We start from the raw sequence: 21,626 nt of genomic DNA, 5'->3' as shown, positions 1-21,626 counted from the left end.
GGGGGACGCCGATGCGCGACACGTTATCCGATAGAATCGTAGGAATCATCATTTATGCCGTCTTGTCCGTCATTCTCCTCGTCGTCTTGTATCCGCTCGTCTTCGTCGCCAGCGCCTCGATCAGCAACCCGCTTACGGTGCTGCGCGGGGAGATGTGGCTGTTCCCGAAGGAGCTGTCGTTCGTCGGGTATGAACGCATCTTCGCCAATCGGGAAATTTTGACCGGGTACGGCAATACGATCCTTTACACGGCGCTGGGCACCTCGCTCAACTTGATCATGACCGTCTTGGCGTCCTATCCGCTGTCGCGCAAGGATTTCGCGGGGCGCCACGCGATTACCGCCTTCATCGTCTTTACGATGTTTTTCAGCGGAGGCTTGATCCCTACATACTTGCTCGTTAAGAATCTCGGCCTCGTCAACACGATGTGGGCGCTGATCGTCCCGGGAGCCGTCTCGGTCTGGAACATCATCATCATGCGAACCTTCTTCCAGACCAGCATTCCGAACGAAATTCAAGAGTCCGCGGCGATCGACGGCTGCTCCAACTTCCAGACGCTCTGGCGGATCGTGCTTCCGCTGTCGATGCCGATTATTGCGGTGATGATATTGTTTTACGGCGTCGGCCACTGGAATTCTTACTTCAACGCGTTGATTTATCTGAACGACCGCGAGCTGTACCCGTTGCAGCTGTTCCTGAGAGAAATCTTGATCAAGTCCGAGGTCGACCAGATGGCCGGCAGCATGAACGCGTCGACCCAGACGTACCTGATGGAGGCGGAAGCGATCAAATACGCGATCGTGCTCGTGGCGAACGTACCGGTGCTTCTGCTGTACCCGTTCCTGCAGAAATATTTCGTGAAAGGCATGATGATCGGCGCACTCAAGGGCTAATCCTAGGCAAGCCTTTGTTCGCACATAGCATGTTCAATCTAGATTAGGGAGGGTTAGGAATGTTGAAAACGAAACGTTGGACTCGCGCCATGTTCGCGAGCGTCATGACGGCAAGCATGCTGGCCGCATGCTCGAACGACGCGGGCACGCCGCCGCCGGGAGAAGCCGCGCCGTCCGGCGAGCAAGCGACCGAAGGGCAAGCGACCGAAGGGCAAGGCGGCTCCGCCGTCAGCGAAAGCGGGTTCCCGATCGTGCAGGAGCCGATCAAGCTGACGTTCTTCGCCGGGAAGGCGGCGTCCGCGCCGGCGGATTGGAACGCGCTGCCCGTCTGGCAGCAGTACGCGAAGATGACGAACGTCGAGGTGGATTTCCAGTTGACGCCGGCGGAGAGCTTGGCGGAGAAGCGGAACCTGGTGCTGGCGGGCGGCGATTATCCGGACGCCTTCCACACGGCCCGATTGTCGACGGCGGACCTGATGAATTACGGGCAGCAAGGCATCTTTATCCCGCTGAACGATCTCATCGACAAGTACGCCCCGAACTTCAAGAAGATGCTGGAGCAGTATCCGGAGGTGAAGCGCGGGCTGACGATGCCGGACGGCAACATCTACGGCTTCCCGACGTTCTATGCTCCCGACTTCACCTCCGTGCTGATCGGTTCGAAGCTATGGTACAACCAAGCGTTCCTCGACGCGCTCGGTCTGAAGGAACCGGAGACGACCGAAGAGTACTACCAATACTTGAAGGCCGTCAAGTCGACGGACATCAACGGCAACGGTCAAGCCGACGAAATTCCGTACGCGGCGAGCGGCTACGGCTCCTTGCTCGACGAATTGAAAGGAGCCTGGGGGCTCGGCAACCGCGGGAACGTTCACAACCGGGTCGATATCGACCCGCAGACGAACGCGCTGCGGTACATTCCGACGGATCCGCGGTACAAGGAGCTGTTGGAATACATGCACAATCTGTACGCGGAAGGGCTGCTTGTCGAAAATTTGCTGACGATCAAAGGTCCGGAGGTCAACGCCCTGATGGACGAGGGGCTCGTCGGCTCGTCCGTTACCAACAGCCCGCACGCGATCGGCGGCGTGACGATCGAGCACTTCGTCGGCGCTCCCGCCTTGAGCGGCCCGCACGGCGACCGCATCTTCTCGCGGGCGCGCTCCCCGCTCATCGACCCGGGCGCCTTCGTCATTACGGATAAGAACGAACATCCCGAAGCGACGGTGCGGTGGATCGATTATTTCTACAGCGAGGAGGGCAGCAAGCTGTTCTTCATGGGCATCAAGGATTTGAGCTACACCGAACAGCCGGACGGGACGCTCGAGTATACCGAGGAATACTTGAAGGACTCCTCCAAGTTCGTGTCGTGGGCCGGCGGATGGTATCCGGCGATGCTGACCGCCAAGACGTTCAAGGGCGGAGAAGCTTCGCCGGAGAGCATGGCCGCGGCCGAGAAAGTGAAGCCGTACTGGCCGGAAGAGGTGTGGCCGCAATTCCTGTATACGGCGGAAGAGCTGACGCGCTTCACCCCGCTGCACACGGACATCGACAAGTACGTCAGCGAGAGCACGGACAAGTTCATTACCGGCGATCTTCCGTTCAGCGAATGGGACAACTACGTCGCTACGATCGAGCGGATGGGCTTGAAGGATTACTTAGAGCTCTATACGGCGGCCTACGAGCGCTACAAGCAATAATTCATACGCTTCTTCATCATCTAAGAACGACTCCCCGGATCCCGACCTGCGGTTCGGGGAGTTCGTTCATAATCCCAAGTTTATACGATGCGAGGAGGATGACATAATGAAACGTTTCGCCATGCGAGCCGCCGCGCCTGCGCTCCTGCTGATGCTCGCGCTATTGACGCTGACCGGCTTCTCCGAAGCGGAAGCCCCCGATCTCCAGGTTTGGGCGCCCACGAATACGGAGAAGGTGATGCGAGATCAGCCGTTCCCCGGAGGCGAGGCTGCCGCGGCCCTGAAGCTCGAGGCCGCCCGCAACGAATACGAGAGCGGACAAGTGATCGTCAAGGCGGGGACGGACGGTCTGCGCAAGCTGCAGGTGTCCATCGGCGATTTGAAGCGGACGGACGGCCCGGAGAAAATCGGCGCGGAGCATATCGAGCTGTTCCGGCAGCACTATATCGAGGTAAAGACGTCGACGACCGCGGCGTACCCGAAGGGGTGGTATCCGGACGCGCTCATCCCGCTGAACGGGATGCTGACCGTGGAGGCGGGACAAAACCAAGGCATATGGGTGAAGGTGTTCGTGCCCAAGGGTCAGCCGGCGGGAGTCTATACGGGGGAGCTGTTCCTGCATGAAACAGGGACGCCCGTCCGCGTTCCCGTGGAGCTGACGGTGTGGGATTTCGAGCTGACCGACGAGAGCCATGCCAAGACGAACTTCGGCGTCTGGGGCGGACCGATTCAAGAAGCGCACGGGAACGTCGTGGGCGAAGAGGCGTGGGCATATATCGAAAAGTATTATTGGGCATCCGTGGAGCATCGGCTGACGCCGGGCTACCTGCCGATCCCCGATGCGGACATCGAATATTACGTTACCCATGGGCCTAAGTATATTAACGATCCTCGGGTTTCCGCGTATCGGCTGCCGTATTACCGCACGGCGGACGGCGAACCGGATACGGCCAAGATCAAGGCGCTCGTCGATCGATTGCGGGCGGAAGGCTTGCTCGAGAAGGCGTACTTTTACGTCAGCGAAATCGACGAGCCGACCGCCGCGAAGTACGGCCGCGTACGTCACATTACCGCCGCGCTTGCGCAAGCCGCGCCGGACGTGCCGCATCTCGTGACGATCCAGCCGGTCGACGAGCTGGTCGGCGACCTTGACATCTGGGTGCCGTCCATCGACAAGTTCGACCCCGACTTCGCTAAGGAACGGCAGGCGGCCGGGGATCATGTGTGGTGGTACACGTATGTGAAGCCGACGCATCCGTTCCCGTCGTACCATCTGGACGACGACTTGGTCGGCACGCGTCTGCTGGCTTGGATGCAGCACGATTACGGCGTGGAGGGTACCCTGTATTGGGCGACGACGCAGTTCCAGAAGTACGCGTCCGTGAACGGAACGTATCAGTACGTAAGCCGGGACGTGTGGACGGATCCGCTTGCGTTCCCGGGGGCGAACGGCGACGGGTACTTGTTCTATCCGGGCACCGAGGTCGGCGTCGACGGGCCGATCGGCACGATTCGGCTCGAGGCGCTGCGCGAGAGCATGGAGGATTACGAATACCTCTGGTTGTACGAGCGGCGCCTGCGCGAGACGGGCGAACGGCTCGGCCTCGGCGAGGCGTTCCCGTACCGGGACGCGATTCGTCCGTTCTACGACCGGCTGTACGACGATATTAAGGCGTACGACGAGGGCGATCCGGCGCTCGTGGGCGAGGTGCGCGCGGCGCTGGCGCGAGAGATCGTCGCCGAGCCGCTCGAGCTGCCGGCGATCGTCGCGATTCGAGCCCCGGCCGACGGCACCCGGGAGGTGACCGTCTACGCCGAGCCGGGCGCGAGCGCGACGTTGAACGGCTCGCCGCTCGCCCTTGCGGCGCAGGCGGCCGGGCACGACAAGTTAACGGCGACGCTCGCGCTGTCTCCCGGGGAGCACGACGTCCGCATCGTCGTGACGAAGGACGGGCGCGTTCGCGAGATCGAGCGCACGCTGGCCGTGTACGAGACCGCCGCGCCGCATGCGATCGCGTTGAACGAAGCGGAGACGGCGGAGGACGTGAGCCGGTTCGCGACGTCGACGGTGAACGTCAGCGCGTCGAACGACTACGCGACGCAAGGCGAAGCTTCGATGAAAGCGGAGTTCCGGGCGAACGCGAATTTCCCGAACCTTCGCTTGTGGCATGCGGGCACGGGGTTCCGGAGCGCGGATTGGTCGGGTTTCGAGACGGTGGAATTCGACGTATATAATCCCGGCGAGACGGTTCAATTTTATGTAAAATTCAGTCAAACCGACGGGAAATCCGACGACTCGTTCATGCAGTACGTGCGCGCCGGAAGCGCCGAGACGATCCGAATCCCGCTGCGTCAGGTCGGTTTGGATTTGACGCGGATGCGCGGCATCGAGCTGTGGATGTGGCGGCAGGGCGCGCCGGTAACGCTGTATTTCGATCATTTCCGCTTTACCTCCGCCGAGCCCGGGGAGCCGATGACCCCATAACGCACCTCCGACACGAAGGAAAGGATGATCAAGGATGAAGCTGACCTTCCTTGGAACCGGGGCCGCCGAAGGCGTCCCCTCCCCGTTCTGCGATTGCGAGACGTGCGCCTACGCCCGCTCGCGCGGAGGCAAGAACGTACGAAGACGGCAAAGCGCGCTGGTCAACGACGATCTATTGATCGATATGGGGCCGGACCTGTTCGCCTCGTGCGCGGCGCTCGGACTGTCCCTTACGAAGGTCCCTTACGCGCTCGTCACGCACAGCCATATGGACCATTTCGATCCCGGGAACCTCTCTTTGCGAGGCAAGGCGTTCCGTCTCGCGACCGAACTGCCCGAGCTGACGATGGTCGCCGGGCCGTCGGTCTGGACGAAGTGGGACGCCGGCGGCAGCGACCGCGCCGCGGAAATCCGTCGCGTGCCGGTCTTGCCCGGCCGCACCGTCGAACTGGGGCCGTACACGGTACGCGCGATCGAGGCGGCGCATCACCTGAAGGTCGGCGACGCGATGAACTATATCGTCAGCGACGGCGCTTCCTCGCTTCTGTACGCGTCCGACAGCGGCTACTACGCCGATGCGGCATGGGAAGAGCTCGAGGGCCGCGCGTTGGACGCCGTCGTCCTGGAAGGCACGATCTGGCGGCATCCGGCGGGCAAGGAGCATCTGAACGAAGGCGATTTCCGCAGGATGCTGGAGAAGCTGCGGAGCGTCGGCGCCGTCACCGAGCGGACGCGCATCGTCGCGACCCACTTCTCGCATCAAGGCGCCTATCCGCATGACGAGCTCGAAGGCAAGGTCGCGGCGCTCGGCGCGTTGTGCGCTTACGACGGTCTCGTCGTCGAATGGTAATGGAGCGGCCGAATCGGGGAAACCGGTTCGGCCGCTTTTCGCAGTAGCGTCGCGAGAAGCGTCGTGCTACACTCACGGCAAGAGGCTCGGGCCGAGGTCGGGAGGCCGGGCGAATCGGAAACGGGAGGGCGTGGGACGATGCGCCTTAAGATCACTTACGAGCATCCGGAAGTGCCGGTGAACGCCTTCCTGTGGACGCCGAAGGCGAGACTCGAGCCGCTGCACGTGCATACGAGTCTGGAGATCGGGCTTTGCGTGTCCGGGGGAGGCTGGTTTTATTTCGGCGAGAAGCGGTATCGCGCCGAACCCGGCGACATCTTCGTCGTGAACAATCAGGAGCTGCATATCGCCCAATCGGACGAAGCCGAGCCGAGCACGTACATTTTCCTGAATTTCGACCCGAACTATTTGCTGGCGGAGGACGTGAGGCTGCTGCTTCCGTTCGCGTACTCCCCCGGCCGGTTTCGAAATCATATCCCGGGCGACGATCCTTTGGCGGGAAGGCTCGCTCCGCTCATCCGCACCGTATGGGAGGAGCTTCGGGATCGGCGGGAGGGCTGCGGGAGCATGGTCAAGAGCGCGCTGCTGCAGCTGTCCGTGCTGCTGCTGCGCCGCGAATCGGAGCCCGTCGCCCAGGAGCACTGGCGGCGGCTCGTCCGAGACTTCGCCAAGATTCGGCCGGTGCTCGCGTTCCTGGAGGAACGGTTCCGGGATCCGCTCGACTTAAGGAGCGTCGCCGAACGGCTCGAGCTCGGCGTGAGCGCCTCGAGGCTGAGCCATGCGTTCAAGGACGCGACGGGGAAGACGTTCAAGGACTACTTGCAGCGGCTGCGATTGAACGAAGCGAAGCGGCTGCTGATGACGACGGACCAGGATGTTCTCGACGTCTGCTTCGCGAGCGGCTTCCAGAGCGCGGCGACGTTCTATCGCGCGTTCCAAGCCGAAGCCGGCATGTCGCCGTCCGCCTTCCGGGAGCGGCATCGGGTTTCCGCAATTTTTGAGAATTCGGGGCCGTGATTTGGGAAGATTCCGCCCGTTCGTCCCTCTATACTGATGATATATCCGAATGGGACGAAGGAGTGTGGAGCATGGCGCGAGTTCCGATGTTGGCGGCGCTCTTGAAGGACGAGTTGATCCAGCGGAGGCAGGAAGGCTGCGACGTAGAAGGCTTCTCGGCGCGCATCGAAGCGGCCGGGGAAGACGACCGGGAATTAATGGACGTCTACGAAGCGCTGACGGCGCTGCCGATCCAGGAAGGGTTCGAGTTCCGCGAGCCGAACGATCTGGAGGCGATCCGCGCCGAGCGGCCGGACGGCCCCCGCCTGCTGCCCCGGTCGATGACCGAGGCGCAATGGCGCGACAAATTTCTCGGCGCGTGGCTCGGGCGCTGCGCGGGCTGCGCCCTCGGCAAGCCGCTCGAGCGGGGACCGTTCATGGGCGGCGGCGGCGGCCGGCCGGGGTGGGAAAACGTCCGCTTATGGTTCGAGGGCGCGGACGCTTGGCCGATCCGGGGGTACACGCCGAGCGACTCCGACGCGAGGGTGCGGTACGGCCTAGAGGTGAATCCGGACAGCAAGAGCTTACGGGAAGTCATCCGGTTCATGGAGTCGGACGACGATATACGGTACACGGTGCTGGGATTATTGCTGTTGGAGCGCAAGGGATCGTCGTTCGGCTCGCGGGACGTCGGCGAGCTGTGGCTGGAGATGCTTCCGCTCGGGCAAGTGTATACGGCGGAGACGCAGGCGTATGTTAACTTCGCTTCGATCTGGTATCGCGAATCGCGGGAGCCGGCCTATTGGGAGGAGAAGCGGGAGTGGGTGCGTACGCACTTGAACCCGTACCGGGAGTGGATCGGCGCGCAAATCCGCGCCGACGGGTTCGCGTACGGCGCCGCCGGCCATCCGGAACTGGCCGCCGAGTTCGCGTGGCGCGACGCGTCGTTCTCCCACGTGAAGAACGGCATCTACGGCGAGATGTTCGCCGCCGCCATGATCGCGGCCGCCTTCGTCGAGTCGGATATGGAGAGAGTCGTCGAGATCGGCCTCAGCGAAATTCCGCGCGACAGCCGGCTGGCGCGCGACGTCCTGCAGGCGGTCGACATCGCCCGCTCGTCCGCCACGCAGCTCGAGCTCGTCGAACGGGTATGGGCCGCGTTCGAACATTACCATCCCGTGCATACGAATAATAACGCGGCGCTGGTCGCGGCGTCGCTCGTGTTCGCCAAGGGGGACTACGAGACGGCGATCGCGACCGCGGTGTTGGGCGGCTGGGATACGGATTGCAACGGCGCCACGGTCGGCTCGATCATGGGCGCTTCGCTCGGCGCCGGCCGGCTGCCGAGCGCATGGATCGAGCCGCTGAACGATACGTTGTACTCCGAGGTGAAAGACTTCCACCCGATCGCGATTTCGGCGTGCGCCGATCGCAGCTTCTCGGTGTTCCGCGCGCTGAATCCGAGCGCTGCCATTCTGTAAACGAGGCCCGGGGCCGCGTCTTGCGACGCGTTCCCGGGTTTCTTCTTGTCCGGCGGCTTCCGCAAGCGTTATAATACAGAGTAATACAGTTCGCGGAAGTCGAGGTGCAACAGTCCATGGAATTGACGCCGCAAGAAACGATTACGAAGCACGAACAGATTTTACGATATATCGGGGCGCTCGCGGTGGGCAGCAAAATCTCGGTTCGGAAAATCGCGAAGGACGTCGGCGTCAGCGAAGGCACCGCGTACCGGGCGATCAAGGACGCCGAGGCGTCGGGCCTCGTCGCGACGAAGGAGCGGATCGGCACCGTCCGGATCGAACCGAAGGCGCGCAACAACATCGACAAGCTGACGTTCGCGGAGGTCGTGAACATCGTGGACGGCGCGGTGCTCGGCGGAGCGGAGGGGCTCGACAAGACGCTCGGCAAGTTCGTCATCGGCGCGATGCAGCTCGAAGCGATGGTGAAATACATCGACGCGGGCAGCCTGCTCATCGTCGGCAACCGGGAGCGGGCGCATGCGACGGCGCTGGAGCTCGGCGCGGGCGTGCTCATCACCGGCGGCTTCGGCGCGAGCCCCGCGGTGCGCAAGCAAGCGGACGAGCTGGCGCTGCCGATCATCTCGAGCTCGTACGACACATTCACGGTCGCGTCGCTCATCAACCGGGCGATTTACGATCGCCTCATTAAGAAGAAAATTTTGCTCGTCGAGGACATCATGACGCCGAGCGGCGAGACCGATATGCTGAAAGGCAACATGACCGTGTCGGATTGGAACGCCACCGTGGAGCGGACCGGACATAGCCGGTTTCCCGTCGTGGACGAGTACCATCGCTTGATCGGCATGGTTACGTCGAAGGACGTCGTCGGAGCGGCTCCCGAGGAGCGGATCGACAAGGTCATGACCAAAAATCCGATCACGGTCGGCGCGCGCACGTCGGTGGCGTCGGCCGCGCACATGATGGTGTGGGAAGGCATCGAGCAGCTGCCGGTGACGGACAGCGCCCGGAAGCTGCTGGGCATCATCTCGAGGCAGGACGTGCTGAAGGGAATGCAGTTCATTCAGAAGCAGCCGCAAATCGGCGAGACGATCGAGGATTTGATTCTGGCGTCGTTCGAGGAGGAGCGGGAAGCGGACGGCAGGATCGCCTTCCGGGGGACGATTACGCCGCAGATGACGTCGTCGTTCGGCACGGTGTCCGAAGGGGTGTTGACGACGCTCATGTCGCAGGCGTCGTTCCGCGCGATCAAGCTGGTGAAGAAGGGCGACCTCGTGCTCGACAGCATGTCGACGTTCTTCCTGAAGCCGCTTCAGATCGACAACGAGATCGTCATTCGTCCGCAGCTGATCGAGCTGAGCCGGAAGTTCGGCAAGGTCGACGTCGAGGTGCACCACGGCGCGTCGCTCGTCGCGAAGGCGATTCTGACGGCGCAATTGATCGACCAGATGTAGTCCTGAATCTACTGCATCCGGGAGAATCGGCCGTAATTGCGGAAGCCCGCGAACAGATTGAACAGGCCGACGAGCAGGAACATCGCGCCGACGATAATGCGGACCGTATCCGGCTCGAACAGGACGACTTGAACGAGCGAAGCGAGGATGAGCAGCGCGCCCATCGATAGGTTCATAAGCGCCGCGTTCAAGCCGCGGGACTTCGGATCGGTCGATCGGCGGGAGCGGAAGCTGAACACGACGGACAGCACGCAAGCGGCCGCGATCGCCGCGTAGAATACGTATAACATTATCCAAAAACACCTGACTTTCCGGGAAAATAGGGTTGCGAGACCAATGTACCCTTTTTCCCCGGCAAAATCAATTGCTCCGGTCCGGCACGAACGACTCCGCCCGCACGTACACGACGAATTCGGAGCCGACGACGGACAGCACCGTGATGCGGATACGATAGTCCGCCCCGTTGACGTTGTAGTACACCTTGCCGTCGATAAGACCTCGATAGAGATCGTACATGTCCGGCTGCACCTGCTTGCCGACGATCCTCAGCAGATCGGCGGCGATCAGACTTTCGAGTTCGCCGAGCGTCGCCTTGCCGAGATCTTTCTGCTCGGCGTCCCAGCGGACGGCGGTGCGGTCGACGACGTTGCGGCGGTTTTTCCCTTTTTCGAACGCGGCGACTTGGTCGGAGAGCACCCGATTCGACGCTTCTAAATCTTGAATCTCGTAATGCAGCTCCTGCACGGTGCGCTGGGATACGGCCGTCATGATCGCGCTGCCGATGACGACGCCGCCGAGGCAGAGGCCGAGCCCTTGCATGAACGAAGGGATGCGCTGCAAATCCGGTACGCGCATGCCCGGCTACCTCGGCGCGACGATCCAGCGAATGAGCTCGGTGCCGGAATGGGCGCCGAGGAACGCGCACAGGATCAATAAAATTTGTTTCGCCGCCGGGGAGAAGTACCCCGCGGACACCGAATGTTCGATGAATCGGATCGGATCGATCGAGCCGCCGATGGCGACGACGACCGCCCAGATCTTTAAATTTTCGGATAGCTGGCGCATCGTCTCCGCCGGGCCGGGGGGCTGCATCGTGACGATGGAGCTCATGCCGGCGAGCAGCGACGCGCCGAACACGACCCCGAACGCCACGAAGAAATCTTGAATCGCCTTCGACAAAAATTCGGATACCGCCATCGGGTCCGGCCTCCCTTTTTTCGCATCTCTCTTATATGTATGGGACAAGACGCGCGCGATATGATACAATATTTTTGACGATCAGAACGTATATTCCCATTGAATGTAACGCCTGAGTCGTCTTCGGCGAACGGAGAAACGTCCGGAGCGGGCGACGAAGCCGTTTAACCTGAGGTGATGCGAACATGAATTCCGCGAATTCCTTCGTGCATTTGCACGTTCATAGCGAATACAGCTTGCTCGACGGCGCCGCCCGGATTTCCGATCTGGCGAAGCGGGCCGCCGACTTCGGCATGCCCGCGTTGGCGCTTACGGATCACGGCGTCATGTACGGGGCGGTGCCGTTCTATAAGGCGTGCCGGGAAGCGGGCGTCAAGCCGATTCTCGGCTGCGAGTTTTACGTAGCGGCGGTGTCCATGCGCGACAAGAGCGCGCGGGAGGACAATCCGACGTACCATCTGACCGTGCTGGCGAAGGACCTGGAAGGGTACCGCAATTTGCTCCGGCTTTGTTCGGCCGCGCATCTGGAAGGCTTCCACTATCGCCCGCGGATCGACTTCGCGCTGCTATCGAAGCATGCGAAGGGCTTGATCGTGCTGAGCGGCTGTCTGAAGGGCGAGGTGGCGCAGAAGCTGTTGGCCGGCAAGGTCGACGAAGCGAAGGCGACGGCTGAGCGTTACAAGTCGGTTTTCGGCGAGGATTACTTCATTGAGTTGCAGGATCACGGGCTGTTGGAGCAGCGGAAATTGCTGTCGCAGCTTGTCGATATTTCCCGGGAAAAGCAAATCCCGCTCGTCGCGACGAACGACGTCCACTATGCCGTTCGCGAAGACGCGGCCGTGCAGGACGTGCTCATGTGCATCGGCATGGGCAAGACGGTGGACGACCCGCAGCGGTTTAAGTATACGACGGATCAGCTGTATTTGAAGAGCGCGGACGAGATGTCGGCGCTGTTCGCGTACGCGCCGGAGGCGGTCGCCAACGCGGCCGCGATCGCGGAGCGCTGCAACGTGGAGCTCGAGCTCGGGCGCACCGCCCTGCCGGCGTTCGCCCCGCTGCCCGACGGCATGGACGGCCCGGAATATTTGAAGTCGCTGTGCGTGGAAGGGCTTCGCCGCCGGTACGCGGACCGATGGGAGGACGAGGCGTTCAAGGACGTGTTGCGCAAGCGGCTGCGATTCGAGCTCGATACGATTCAGCGGATGGGGTATTCGGATTATTTCCTCATCACATGGGATTTCATCCGATACGCGCATGAGCGCGGCATTATGACGGGACCGGGGCGGGGGTCGTCGGCGGGCAGCCTCGTCGCGTATGCGCTCGGCATTACGGACGTCGATCCGATCAAGTACGGCTTGCTGTTCGAGCGGTTCCTCAACCCCGCGCGCGTGACGATGCCCGATATCGATATCGACTTCAACGACGAGCGGCGGGACGAGGTCATCGATTACGTCGTTCGGAAGTACGGCCCCGACCGCGTGGCGCAGATCATCACCTTCGGAACGATGGCGGCGCGGGCCGCGGTGCGGGACGTCGGTCGGGCGATGAACGTGCCGTTCGGCGACGTCGATCGGGTGGCGAAGCTCATTCCGAATCAACTCGGCATGACGATCGCGGAAGCGCTGCGCCTCGTGCCGGAGCTGAAGGAGTGGAGCGAGCGGGACGCACGCGTCGGCGCGTTGGTCGGCATGGCGCTCAAGGTGGAGGGTTTCCCCCGGCACGCGTCGACGCATGCCGCCGGCGTCGTCATTTCGCGGGAGCCGCTCACCGACGTGGTCGCGCTGCAGGAGGGCACGTCGCAAGCGGCGCTGACGCAGTATTCGATGGAGCATCTCGAAGCGCTCGGCTTGCTTAAGATGGATTTCCTCGGGCTCCGCACGTTGTCCATCATCGAGCGGACGCTCGGGTGGCTGCGCGAGTCACGCGGCGTCGTCGTCGATTGGCGCGAAGTGTCGGACGAAGACGCTTTGACGTATGAGACGCTCGGACGCGGCGAGACGACCGGCATGTTCCAGCTCGAGTCGACGGGCATGCGTCGCGTGCTTCGCGAGCTGAAGCCGACGCGCTTCGAAGACGTGATCTCGGTCTTGGCGCTGTACCGCCCGGGTCCGATGGAGTTTATTCCGAAATATATCGCCGGCAAGCACGGCAAGGTGCAGATCGAGTACCCGCATCCTTCGCTGGAGCCGATGCTGCGCGACACGTACGGCATTATCGTCTATCAGGAGCAGATCATGCAGATCGCTTCGACGATGGCGGGTTTTACGCTCGGCGAAGCGGATTTGCTGCGGCGCGCGGTATCGAAGAAGAAGCGCGAGGTGCTCGACGAGCAGCGCGCGGCGTTCGTAGCGGGCAGCCTGCGACTCGGCTATACCGAGGCGGACGCGAACGCGGTGTACGACATGATCGTGCGCTTCGCCGATTACGGCTTCCCGCGCGCGCACGCTACGGCGTATGCGGTGCTGGCGTTTCAGACCGCCTATTTGAAGGCGCACTACCCGGTGGAGTTTATGGCGTCGATGCTGACGGCGAACATGGGCAACCACCGGAAGGTGGCCGAATACGTGGACGAGTGCCGGCGCATGGGCATTCCGGTGCTGGCGACGGACGTGAACGAGAGCGGCGTGCTGTTTACGCCGACGTCGGGGGGCGCGATCCGGTTCGGGCTCGCCGCGGTCAAGAACGTCGGCACGCAGGCGATCGAGTCGATTCTGGCCGCTCGCGCTTCGGGCGGCCCGTTCCGCGACTTCGTCGACCTGTGCCGACGCGTCGACCTGAGGGTATGCAACAAGCGGGTGCTCGAGTCGCTCGTATCGGCAGGCGCCTGCGACGAGCTGCCCGGCCATCGGGCGCAGCTGCTCGCGGTGCTGGACGAAGCGGTCGAAGCAGCGTCGAAGTGGAAGAAGGAACGCGAAGACTTGCAAATTCAGCTGTTCGGCCTGTCGGAGAGCACGAACTGGACGATCGAGATGCCGGACATCCGGCCGATGCCTCGGATGGAGATGCTCGAGCAGGAGCGGGAGCTGCTGGGGCTGTACGTCACGGGGCACCCGCTCGATCAGTACGCCGATTGGTACGACGCGTACGACATGGTGCCGATCCACCGGCTGCAGGAGCTGGAGGAGGGGACGGAGGTCGTCGTCTTCGGGATGGTGCTGTCCGTGAAGCAGATCGTGACGCGCAAAGGTCAGCAGATGGCGTTCCTCGAGGTGGAGGACCGCGTCCATAAGGTCGAGGTCGTGTTGTTCCCCGAGACGTGGAAAGCGAACCATTCGCTCGCGGGGAAGGGGATCGTCTGCGCGCTGCTCGCGAAGGTGCAGCACGGCGACGAAGACGTGAAGCTGATCGCGTCGCAGCTGTTCGCGATGGACGACGAGGCGCTGCTGGCTCGGCTCCGAAGCGGCGGCGCGGTGCGGCGGCTGCCGGCCAGCGGCGGTCGGCCGCGGTACGAAAGCCGCGGTGGATCCACGCGCGGCGGTGCGGCGGGCCCGGCCGCGAGTGCGGGTGCTGGGGCCAGGGCTGCCCCCCCGCGCTCCGCCGGAGGGGGCGCCTCGAAGCCGGCGCCGCCGCCGACGCGTACGGTGGATGAGGGCACGTTGTTTCTGAAGATCGCGCCCGACAAGGAGACGCCGAGCATCCTGCATCGACTGCAGTCGACGCTGAAGAAGCATCCGGGGCGCTCGAGCGTGGCGCTGTTCTACGAACGGGGCGCTCGATTGCTGGAGCTGAACGTCGACTACCGCGTCGAGGTGACGACCGTGCTGACGAAGCAGCTGGAGCGGCTTCTCGGCGAAGGCGCGGTGAAGCGGAAGTAAGCGCACATTCTTTTCATATTTTCCTTCGTTGGCGCATATATTGGTATTCCCACCGGAATCGAGCTTGTCCGCGTACGCGAGTCGCGCGTTTCAGGTCGGGGCTCGAACGGCGGAATTGCCGCGTGCGACGAAGGAGGAGATCGGATGCCGCCGGAATGGATCTTGAACGCGCTTGCCTCCCGTGGAATCGCCTTGGAGCGAGTCGCCGACATCGTGCTTCAGATGCAAAGACCGTACAACCCCAAACTCGTGCTGCAAGATTGCTTAGAGAGCGTGTTGGCGGTGTTGGAGAAGCGCGAGGTGCAATACGTGTTCATCACGGGCATCGCGCTCGATATGCTGGCGGAGCAGGGACAACTGCCCGAACCGCTTCAAAGCTTGATGGAAAACGACGAATCGCTGTACGGCGTCGACGAGACGCTCGCGATGGGCATTACGAACGTGTACGGCATGATCGGACTCACGAGCTTCGGTTATCTGGATAAAGTAAAACCCGGCATTATCGGCGAACTGAACGATCGATCGCAAGGCATCCATGTGTTTTTAGACGACCTCGTATCCGGGCTCGCGGCCGCGGCTTCGGCGCGCATCGCGCACCAGGATCCGAACGCGAAGGAGTATGGGACGGGGTAACGATTCGAACAATCGCATAGTTAGGAGAGACACGCTGACGGCGGAAGCCGGGGCGTGTCTTTTTTTTAGAACAAAATACAGGATCCTAGGGTAAAGTCCTCGGAGAGTGGGTTCCCTATTCCATCTCCTTCTCCTCGACTTCCTTTCGCTCAGCTTGCGACTCCCCCTCTACTATTCGCGAGATCAAATCGCGATCGCGGTGCAGGCGAATCGTTCCCATGAGACAAATAAGACGCGACGGAAGAACCTTAACAGTAAAAAACTGTAATTCCATATTTTTAAACGCGCGAAATGATAGTGAAGAACCGATGAATCAAATATAAAATACTTGTCGAAATAGGTCGAAATATCGAGCGTGATGGGGGAATGGATGACAACGATAGGAATGTTCAGTATTTGTTCAGTCTGAATTACTACAATAAATGATAAACCACGTTAGTAGTTATAGGTCTTAAGTAATGATTCTGAGTTGGATAGGCTGAAAGCAGTATACCGTTACGGCGATCAGCGGTACAGCGTTACTTTGCGGATAACGGGCGCTCCGGTACAATCGCTAGCGGTAAAAAGGGCCATGTTAGGACGTTATACCGAATTTTCTACCTAAGGGATTCCGTTCAGGATATAGCGTTCGAAGTTTTGCACGAGATTCATCTCGTATACATATAGCTATGCCAAGAAACTGTCGGATTGTGTCAGATTCTGTTTAAGGGCGCTTGCGTTGTAAGCGTCCAGTCATCTACCAGAAAGAGAAGGTGTTGTTATGCTAGGCAGCCGATTGATGAAAAGGGTTTGGATTTCGCTTCTTGCCGTGTGCTTACTCGTCGCGATGGCGCCGGTCGGCGGAATTCCCCAAGCCGAAGCTTCGGGCGGTGATGTAGAGATTCGCTTGGGGGGCGCTCTCATCGGAAACTTGTCGCATCAGGCCGAGAATGCGTTGATCAACTTCCAAATCGGAACGCAAGGTTTCGAATATGGGAAGAACGGCAACTTCACCGTCGACTTCGCCGGCGGAGAGACGATCATGTGGCGGGGCGACGAGGTGTCCATGACGATCCGCGTTCAGGACAACCCGCTGTTGTCGGAGTTGGCCGGCAGTGGCCATGCCGAGGTGGACGTCGGTTGGAGCGGTTTGAAGTGGGCCGAGGAATGCGAGACGGAGATTCTAGGAATTTGCGTCGATAAGGATTACCAGGGAACTAACGCACAGATCAGGGTGTATGACACCGTAAACAACTCCACGGATCTCACAGTCGCGGATGAAGCCTGGCACGGCGGAGTCGGCGCCAGCAGAGGCTCGGTTCGATTGAAGAAAACGAGCGCCATTCACATCGTGATTAAGGGGGTTCGCGATCGTACGGGAGATCCGACAGGCGTCCGCGGTCTCTATGTGAAGTTTAAGGACACCCAGCGACCTACGATGACCGGGTACCAGTTCGACGGAGACGGCGCCGAACGCCAGAACGAGAAGATTAATCAGCGCGAGCTGTATGCGAAACGAAATGAAGACATCACGTTAACGTATAAATTCGACGAGCCGATCTATCCGTATGAGCTGTCTTTGGCGCCGGCGATCAGCGATCCGTTCCTGAAGCATCCGCTGTTCACGAATACGGCGGGAACGGGGCTGCCTGCGGCCGGACAAGCGCAATATCTAGAAAACACAACGTATAAAGATAAGAATTTCAAAAAAATGACCGATCACCTCACGTACAACTACACCGGCGTGAAGTATCACAACAGCGGGAATCTCCCGCTGAAGCCTTACATCACTGGCACTACGCCTTCCGGGGCGCCGGTGGAAGAGAAGACGCTTCAAGACAAGTTCAAAGACGCGGTGCTCATCGACGCCGCGGGGAACGTCGCCGAGCTTCCGTTCCCGGGCAAAGCGTTGCCCGGCAGCGAAATTTACCTCTTAGGAAAGACGGTGAATCCGTTCGACTTCGAGAACGGCGGCTTCCGCGTCATCGTGGACGCGGTGGCGCCGAAATATTCGAAGGTCGGCAACGGCATACAGCCGGAGATTTTAACCGGCGTTACCTTGAATAAAGACGACACGATCGACTTCTCCGTTCAGTTCACGGAAGAGATGATCGTCAACCGGGAGCCGGGCTGGGAGACCAAAGACACCTACCTATTGTTCAATAATGGCATGAAGGCCTATTACAAGTCCGGCAGCGGATCGGACAAGTGGACGTTCACGATGACGATCCCGGACGGGAAGAGCGTCGAGGTTCCGCTGCTGAAGGCGATCGCGCTTACGCACAACAACAAGTTGACCGACAAGGCCGTCATTCACGACTATGCCGGCAACATGCTCGTGCAGCCGGCGAATTTCGAAGGCGAGAATCGCGACGACGAAGGCAACGATCCGTCGCTCGTCAATTCGAAGATCGATTGGGCGAGATTGCAGGTCGACAATACGAAGCCGGACATCCGCTACATTTTCGAGAACGGCGGCGCCAGCGATACCCAGTTCCAGAAAAACGGCAAGGTGACGATCGATGCGAACGATCCGGATCTTATCGTCCCGTCGCTCGAGCCGATCGGAGACGACCGCGGCAAGCCGCGCCCGAGTCGAGGCGTATATCGTCCGTCGAACATGAGCGGAGCGTCCTCTGTCGGTCTAGTCTACTATTACTGGAGCCAAAGTCCGACCGATCCGTTCGCCGGTAAGGAAGCGGACAACTTCGCGGCGGTCAAGCGATTCTCGATAAGCGCGAAGCAGCCTCGGGAAGACTTGTACTCGGGCGACGAGGCGCTTGCGAAGGTGAACCTCACGGTCGCCAACAACAAGACGAACATGATCCCGCCGCCGGCGGAAGCGCTGCTTGAAGAGAAGAGCGGCGATTGGTACCTCCATACGTGGACGGCGGACATGACGTGGGACACGGCGCGCGAGCTCATGCAATACGAGAAGGCGAAGACGTATCTCGACGCGCACCCGGCCGAGCGCGACGCATGGCTGGCGGAAGCCCCCGGCGCGTCCGATGCGGATAAATTGGTATACGCGCGCAACAAGGCGATCGAGAAGGTCGGTCAATACGGCGACGTCTCGATCTGGACGCTCGAGGATTTCAAGCACGCGGATTCCAACTGGACATACAACAAGACGGTGTTCAAGCTCGACAACAAGGCGCCGACGATCGTCTCGCATAATATGGACAATAACAAGCCGATCGTCACGGCCGATGTGCATCTCAGCGACGCGAATCTCAGCGGCATCGCTTCTGTGTTTTACCAATGGGTCGCCGATGGAAGCGAACCGGCGGATGTCGACTGGAAGTCGAAGGCGTTAAGCGGGGAAGCCTTGAGCGTGACGACGCAAGGCGAAATATACGAGGACGGAAAGTACTGGCTCTATGTGAAAATGAAAGACAATGCCGGCAACGAGCGCGTCGTCCGCGTCGAGGAGGCTGCGATCGTCGATTCGACGTCCCGAGTATCCGCTTCGTTCGAGCCGACACCGTCGATCGGCTATGTTCAGAGTCATGACGTCGTGTTCACGGTAAGCGGCTTCGACGTCCCGGATGTAACCGGAGCGGTATATGGCAACGCAGGGATGACCGTTACGGAAGCGACGTACGCAAGCGTCGGATTCGCGGTCGCGGCGAGTCCCGCGCCTCCGTCGGACGACGGGGCGTACGCGTCGATCGCGCCGTTCGCATCCGATGCCGCGGGGAAGAGCGCAAGCTATCGGATCCCGGCGAATACGGCATGGTCGGGAGCGCAAACCGTTCATGTGAAAGTGACGGAACCGGACGGAAGAAAGCACTATTTTTCGAAAACGTACCTGTTCGACAACGCTGCGCCGACAGTTCTCTTCAGTAAAGACGGAGTTTCGTATCCGCTGAAGGAGCAGTCGGTCGCGGTCGGGATTTCGAAGCGGGAGCAAGAAACGATTGTTTCGAAATACAAGTGGGTTCGAGCCGAAGCGCCCGCCCCGACGGCAGAGGACGCGGGTTGGATCGATTTGCCGGAGGGCGGCACGGTCGTTATCGATGCCAGGACGTTAGCAGCCGGCGAAATCGCCGACTTCCGGTTGTACGTCTTCGTGGAAGACGAATCCGGCAACCGCGGCATCGTCACCCCGAAGGGGCCGTTCAAAGTGTCGAACGCGGGAGCGAGTACGACGCCGCCGGCGCAGGCGAAGACGGACCTCGTTTACTTGTACGGCGACGAGGAAGACGGGTATACCGCCATCGTGAAGCTGGATTTGGCGACGGAGGACAAGACCGGGTACGACGTATCCGTATCCCCGGACGGCGGCACGAGCTGGATCAAGTGGCGCCCGTATACGAACTTCGTCTCGGTGAAGGTGCCGACGAACGTGCCGGGGCAGCTCCGCATTCAAGTGAAATTCCGTACGCCGGGCGGCGCGGTGAGCGAGCCGTATTCGCTCGACATCTCGGCGTTCTCCGCGGAGCAGCCGGTGTATGCGCTCGCGACGTTGAACACGACGCGTCCGGTCAGCCCGGCGACCGGCGTCGATATCCAGATTACGCCGCCTCTAGGCATTCGAGTGAACGCGTCCGACGTCAATCCGGCGACGCCGAGCCGCAAGGGCAATACGTTCCACGTCAACCAGAACGGTTACTATTCGTTCGATCTTACGGATCTCGCCGATCCGACGCGCACGGACACGCTCTACGTCGTCGTGTATAACGTCGACGGCACGGCGCCGATCGGCAGCGTCGAATACGTCGCGGAAGGCGGCGCGACTCCGGCGAAGACGAACGGCAACGTCTCCGTTCGACTGTCGACGTCGGAGCCGGTGAAGGTCATCAATAACGGCGGCAGAAGCGTCTACACGTTCACCGAAAACGGCACGTTTACGTTCATGTTCCAAGACGAAGCGGGCAACGAAGGCACGGCGACGGCGACCGTCGACGTGATCGACAAGGAAGCGCCGCAGGTCAGATTCGTTCGTTCTTATATGTACGGAACGAACTTTTCGCAGCAGTTCGGCACGGTGCGGGACGAGCAGAACAACGTCCTCTTCTCTTCCGGGGTCACGCTGACGCTCGAGAAGGCCGACCCGAACGGGAAAAACTTCGACTTTCTGGAGACATCCAATTTCGTTACGCTGACGGAGAACGGTACGGCGTCCTTCCGGATCGGGGACGAGTACGGCAATGTCACGATCGTGAAGGAAACGGTGGACAACATCGTCTCCGCGCCGCCTCAGCCGGCATCCGTCGCGTACAAATACGTCGACGACGCGGGCAACCCGCTCGCGGCGGACAAGATCGTAACGATCGACGGCAAGACGTACGCCAAAGGTAAGGTGCAGGTGACGGTGAGCGGACAGACCGATCCGAGAAATCCGGTATTCGCGGGCGCGTCGGCCATTCCGGGAGAAGGCGGCGTCGGCTACGCCAACAAAATCAGCGGCGAAGACGGAACATTCGCTTACAGCAAAGTATTTTCCGCCGAAGGCAAGACGACGATCGGTCTTGCGGATCTCGTCGGCAACGTCAACCGGATCCCGATCCAGGTCGCCGGACTCGACAACAAGGCGCCGGAGCTGACGCTGAACCGGCCGGTCGTCGCGATCGCCCAAAACAAAGCCGGCTTCGACTTCAAGAAAGACCTCGGCGGCTACGCGGCGTCGGACAACGTCTCCAAGCCGGAGAATATCGAGGTGACGATCGGCGGACTCGATCTCGCCCAGCTTGGCCGTCAGCGGGTGACATACACGGCTAAGGACCAAGTCGGCAACGTGACGACCGCGACGCAGGACGTCGTCGTCGTGGCGACGGACGGGATGCTCATTCTGGCGAATGACGTCTTGATCTCCGGCGCCAGCGCCGAAACCGCGTTGTTCGACACGAACAAGCTGTCTTTCGAGATTTCCCGTTACAACCTTGTGGATGTCAAAGGACAGGAACGCGTCAACGAATGGGGCACGTACGACATCTATTATCAACCGGGCTTGTATCGCGAAGGGCAGATGAAGCTGCTGGCGAAGCAAGTGAGCCTGAAAGAGCTCCAGAGCCTGAAGTTCCAATATACGTTCCCGGACGTCGGTTGGTACACGATCATCGTGCGCAACCAGGAGCGCGAACGCGACTTCGCGATGTTCTTCGTCTCGGGCAAGGAATAAGCGGTGTTGATCATGCTAG

The 21,626-nt window shown here is 60.9% G+C and carries 13 protein-coding genes; 10 read left to right on the top strand and 3 right to left on the bottom strand.

Going from position 1 to position 21,626, the window contains the following annotated elements:
- The first annotated feature begins 11 nt into the window (after nt 1–11).
- The 7 genes from FE782_RS16855 to FE782_RS16825 all read left to right on the top strand — a co-directional run bounded on the left by FE782_RS16855 (nt 12) and on the right by FE782_RS16825 (nt 9,859).
- On the top strand, nt 12–893 hold the full coding sequence (locus tag FE782_RS16855) for a carbohydrate ABC transporter permease (RefSeq protein WP_138195410.1): 882 nt from the start codon (nt 12–14) through the stop codon (nt 891–893).
- Between the two features lie 59 nt (nt 894–952).
- On the top strand, nt 953–2,593 hold the full coding sequence (locus FE782_RS16850; RefSeq protein ID WP_138195409.1) for an extracellular solute-binding protein: 1,641 nt from the start codon (nt 953–955) through the stop codon (nt 2,591–2,593).
- Between the two features lie 106 nt (nt 2,594–2,699).
- Nucleotides 2,700–5,078 carry a DUF4091 domain-containing protein gene (locus tag FE782_RS16845; protein WP_238392526.1) on the top strand — a complete coding sequence of 793 codons (2,379 nt, stop codon included), beginning with the start codon at nt 2,700–2,702 and terminating at the stop codon, nt 5,076–5,078.
- Nucleotides 5,079–5,112: 34 nt separating this feature from the next.
- Nucleotides 5,113–5,928 (top strand): MBL fold metallo-hydrolase, encoded by an 816-nt coding sequence (locus tag FE782_RS16840; RefSeq protein WP_138195408.1) that lies wholly within the window; start codon nt 5,113–5,115, stop codon nt 5,926–5,928.
- 138 nt (nt 5,929–6,066) lie between these two features.
- Entirely contained in the window at nt 6,067–6,945 is an 879-nt protein-coding gene (locus FE782_RS16835; protein ID WP_138195407.1) for an AraC family transcriptional regulator, read from the top strand.
- A 71-nt stretch (nt 6,946–7,016) separates the two neighbouring features.
- A complete protein-coding gene (locus tag FE782_RS16830) occupies nt 7,017–8,405 on the top strand; it encodes an ADP-ribosylglycohydrolase family protein (RefSeq protein ID WP_138195406.1) in 1,389 nt (462 codons plus the stop codon).
- A gap of 116 nt (nt 8,406–8,521) precedes the next feature.
- A complete protein-coding gene (locus FE782_RS16825) occupies nt 8,522–9,859 on the top strand; it encodes a DRTGG domain-containing protein (RefSeq protein WP_138195405.1) in 1,338 nt (445 codons plus the stop codon).
- Between the two features lie 8 nt (nt 9,860–9,867).
- Here the strand turns inward: FE782_RS16825 and FE782_RS16820 are convergent, their stop codons facing one another.
- The 3 genes from FE782_RS16820 to FE782_RS16810 all read right to left on the bottom strand — a co-directional run bounded on the left by FE782_RS16820 (nt 9,868) and on the right by FE782_RS16810 (nt 11,056).
- The gene (locus FE782_RS16820) at nt 9,868–10,149 is read right to left on the bottom strand and encodes a YtpI family protein (RefSeq protein WP_138195404.1); all 282 of its coding nucleotides are present in this window, start codon (nt 10,147–10,149) and stop codon (nt 9,868–9,870) included.
- Between the two features lie 70 nt (nt 10,150–10,219).
- Nucleotides 10,220–10,714 carry a sporulation membrane protein YtrI gene (locus FE782_RS16815; protein WP_138195403.1) on the bottom strand — a complete coding sequence of 165 codons (495 nt, stop codon included), beginning with the start codon at nt 10,712–10,714 and terminating at the stop codon, nt 10,220–10,222.
- Nucleotides 10,715–10,720: 6 nt separating this feature from the next.
- Nucleotides 10,721–11,056, bottom strand: a complete 336-nt coding sequence (locus FE782_RS16810; protein ID WP_138195402.1) for a YtrH family sporulation protein — start codon at nt 11,054–11,056, stop codon at nt 10,721–10,723.
- A gap of 185 nt (nt 11,057–11,241) precedes the next feature.
- On the opposite strand from FE782_RS16810, the gene FE782_RS16805 reads away from it, so the two are divergent.
- From FE782_RS16805 to FE782_RS16795, 3 genes are all read left to right on the top strand, one after another.
- Nucleotides 11,242–14,871: a DNA polymerase III subunit alpha gene (locus FE782_RS16805; RefSeq protein ID WP_138195401.1), complete on the top strand. Its 3,630-nt coding sequence runs from the start codon at nt 11,242–11,244 to the stop codon at nt 14,869–14,871.
- Between the two features lie 144 nt (nt 14,872–15,015).
- Entirely contained in the window at nt 15,016–15,504 is a 489-nt protein-coding gene (locus FE782_RS16800; protein WP_138195400.1) for a phosphatidylglycerophosphatase A family protein, read from the top strand.
- A gap of 778 nt (nt 15,505–16,282) precedes the next feature.
- On the top strand, nt 16,283–21,607 hold the full coding sequence (locus tag FE782_RS16795) for a DUF5011 domain-containing protein (protein WP_138195399.1): 5,325 nt from the start codon (nt 16,283–16,285) through the stop codon (nt 21,605–21,607).
- Nucleotides 21,608–21,626: the final 19 nt, after the last annotated feature.

The organism is Paenibacillus antri (genome assembly GCF_005765165.1).
GTDB classification, from domain to species: Bacteria; Bacillota; Bacilli; order Paenibacillales; family YIM-B00363; genus Paenibacillus_AE; species Paenibacillus_AE antri.
This window is presented reverse-complemented; position numbering and strand designations above follow the sequence as displayed.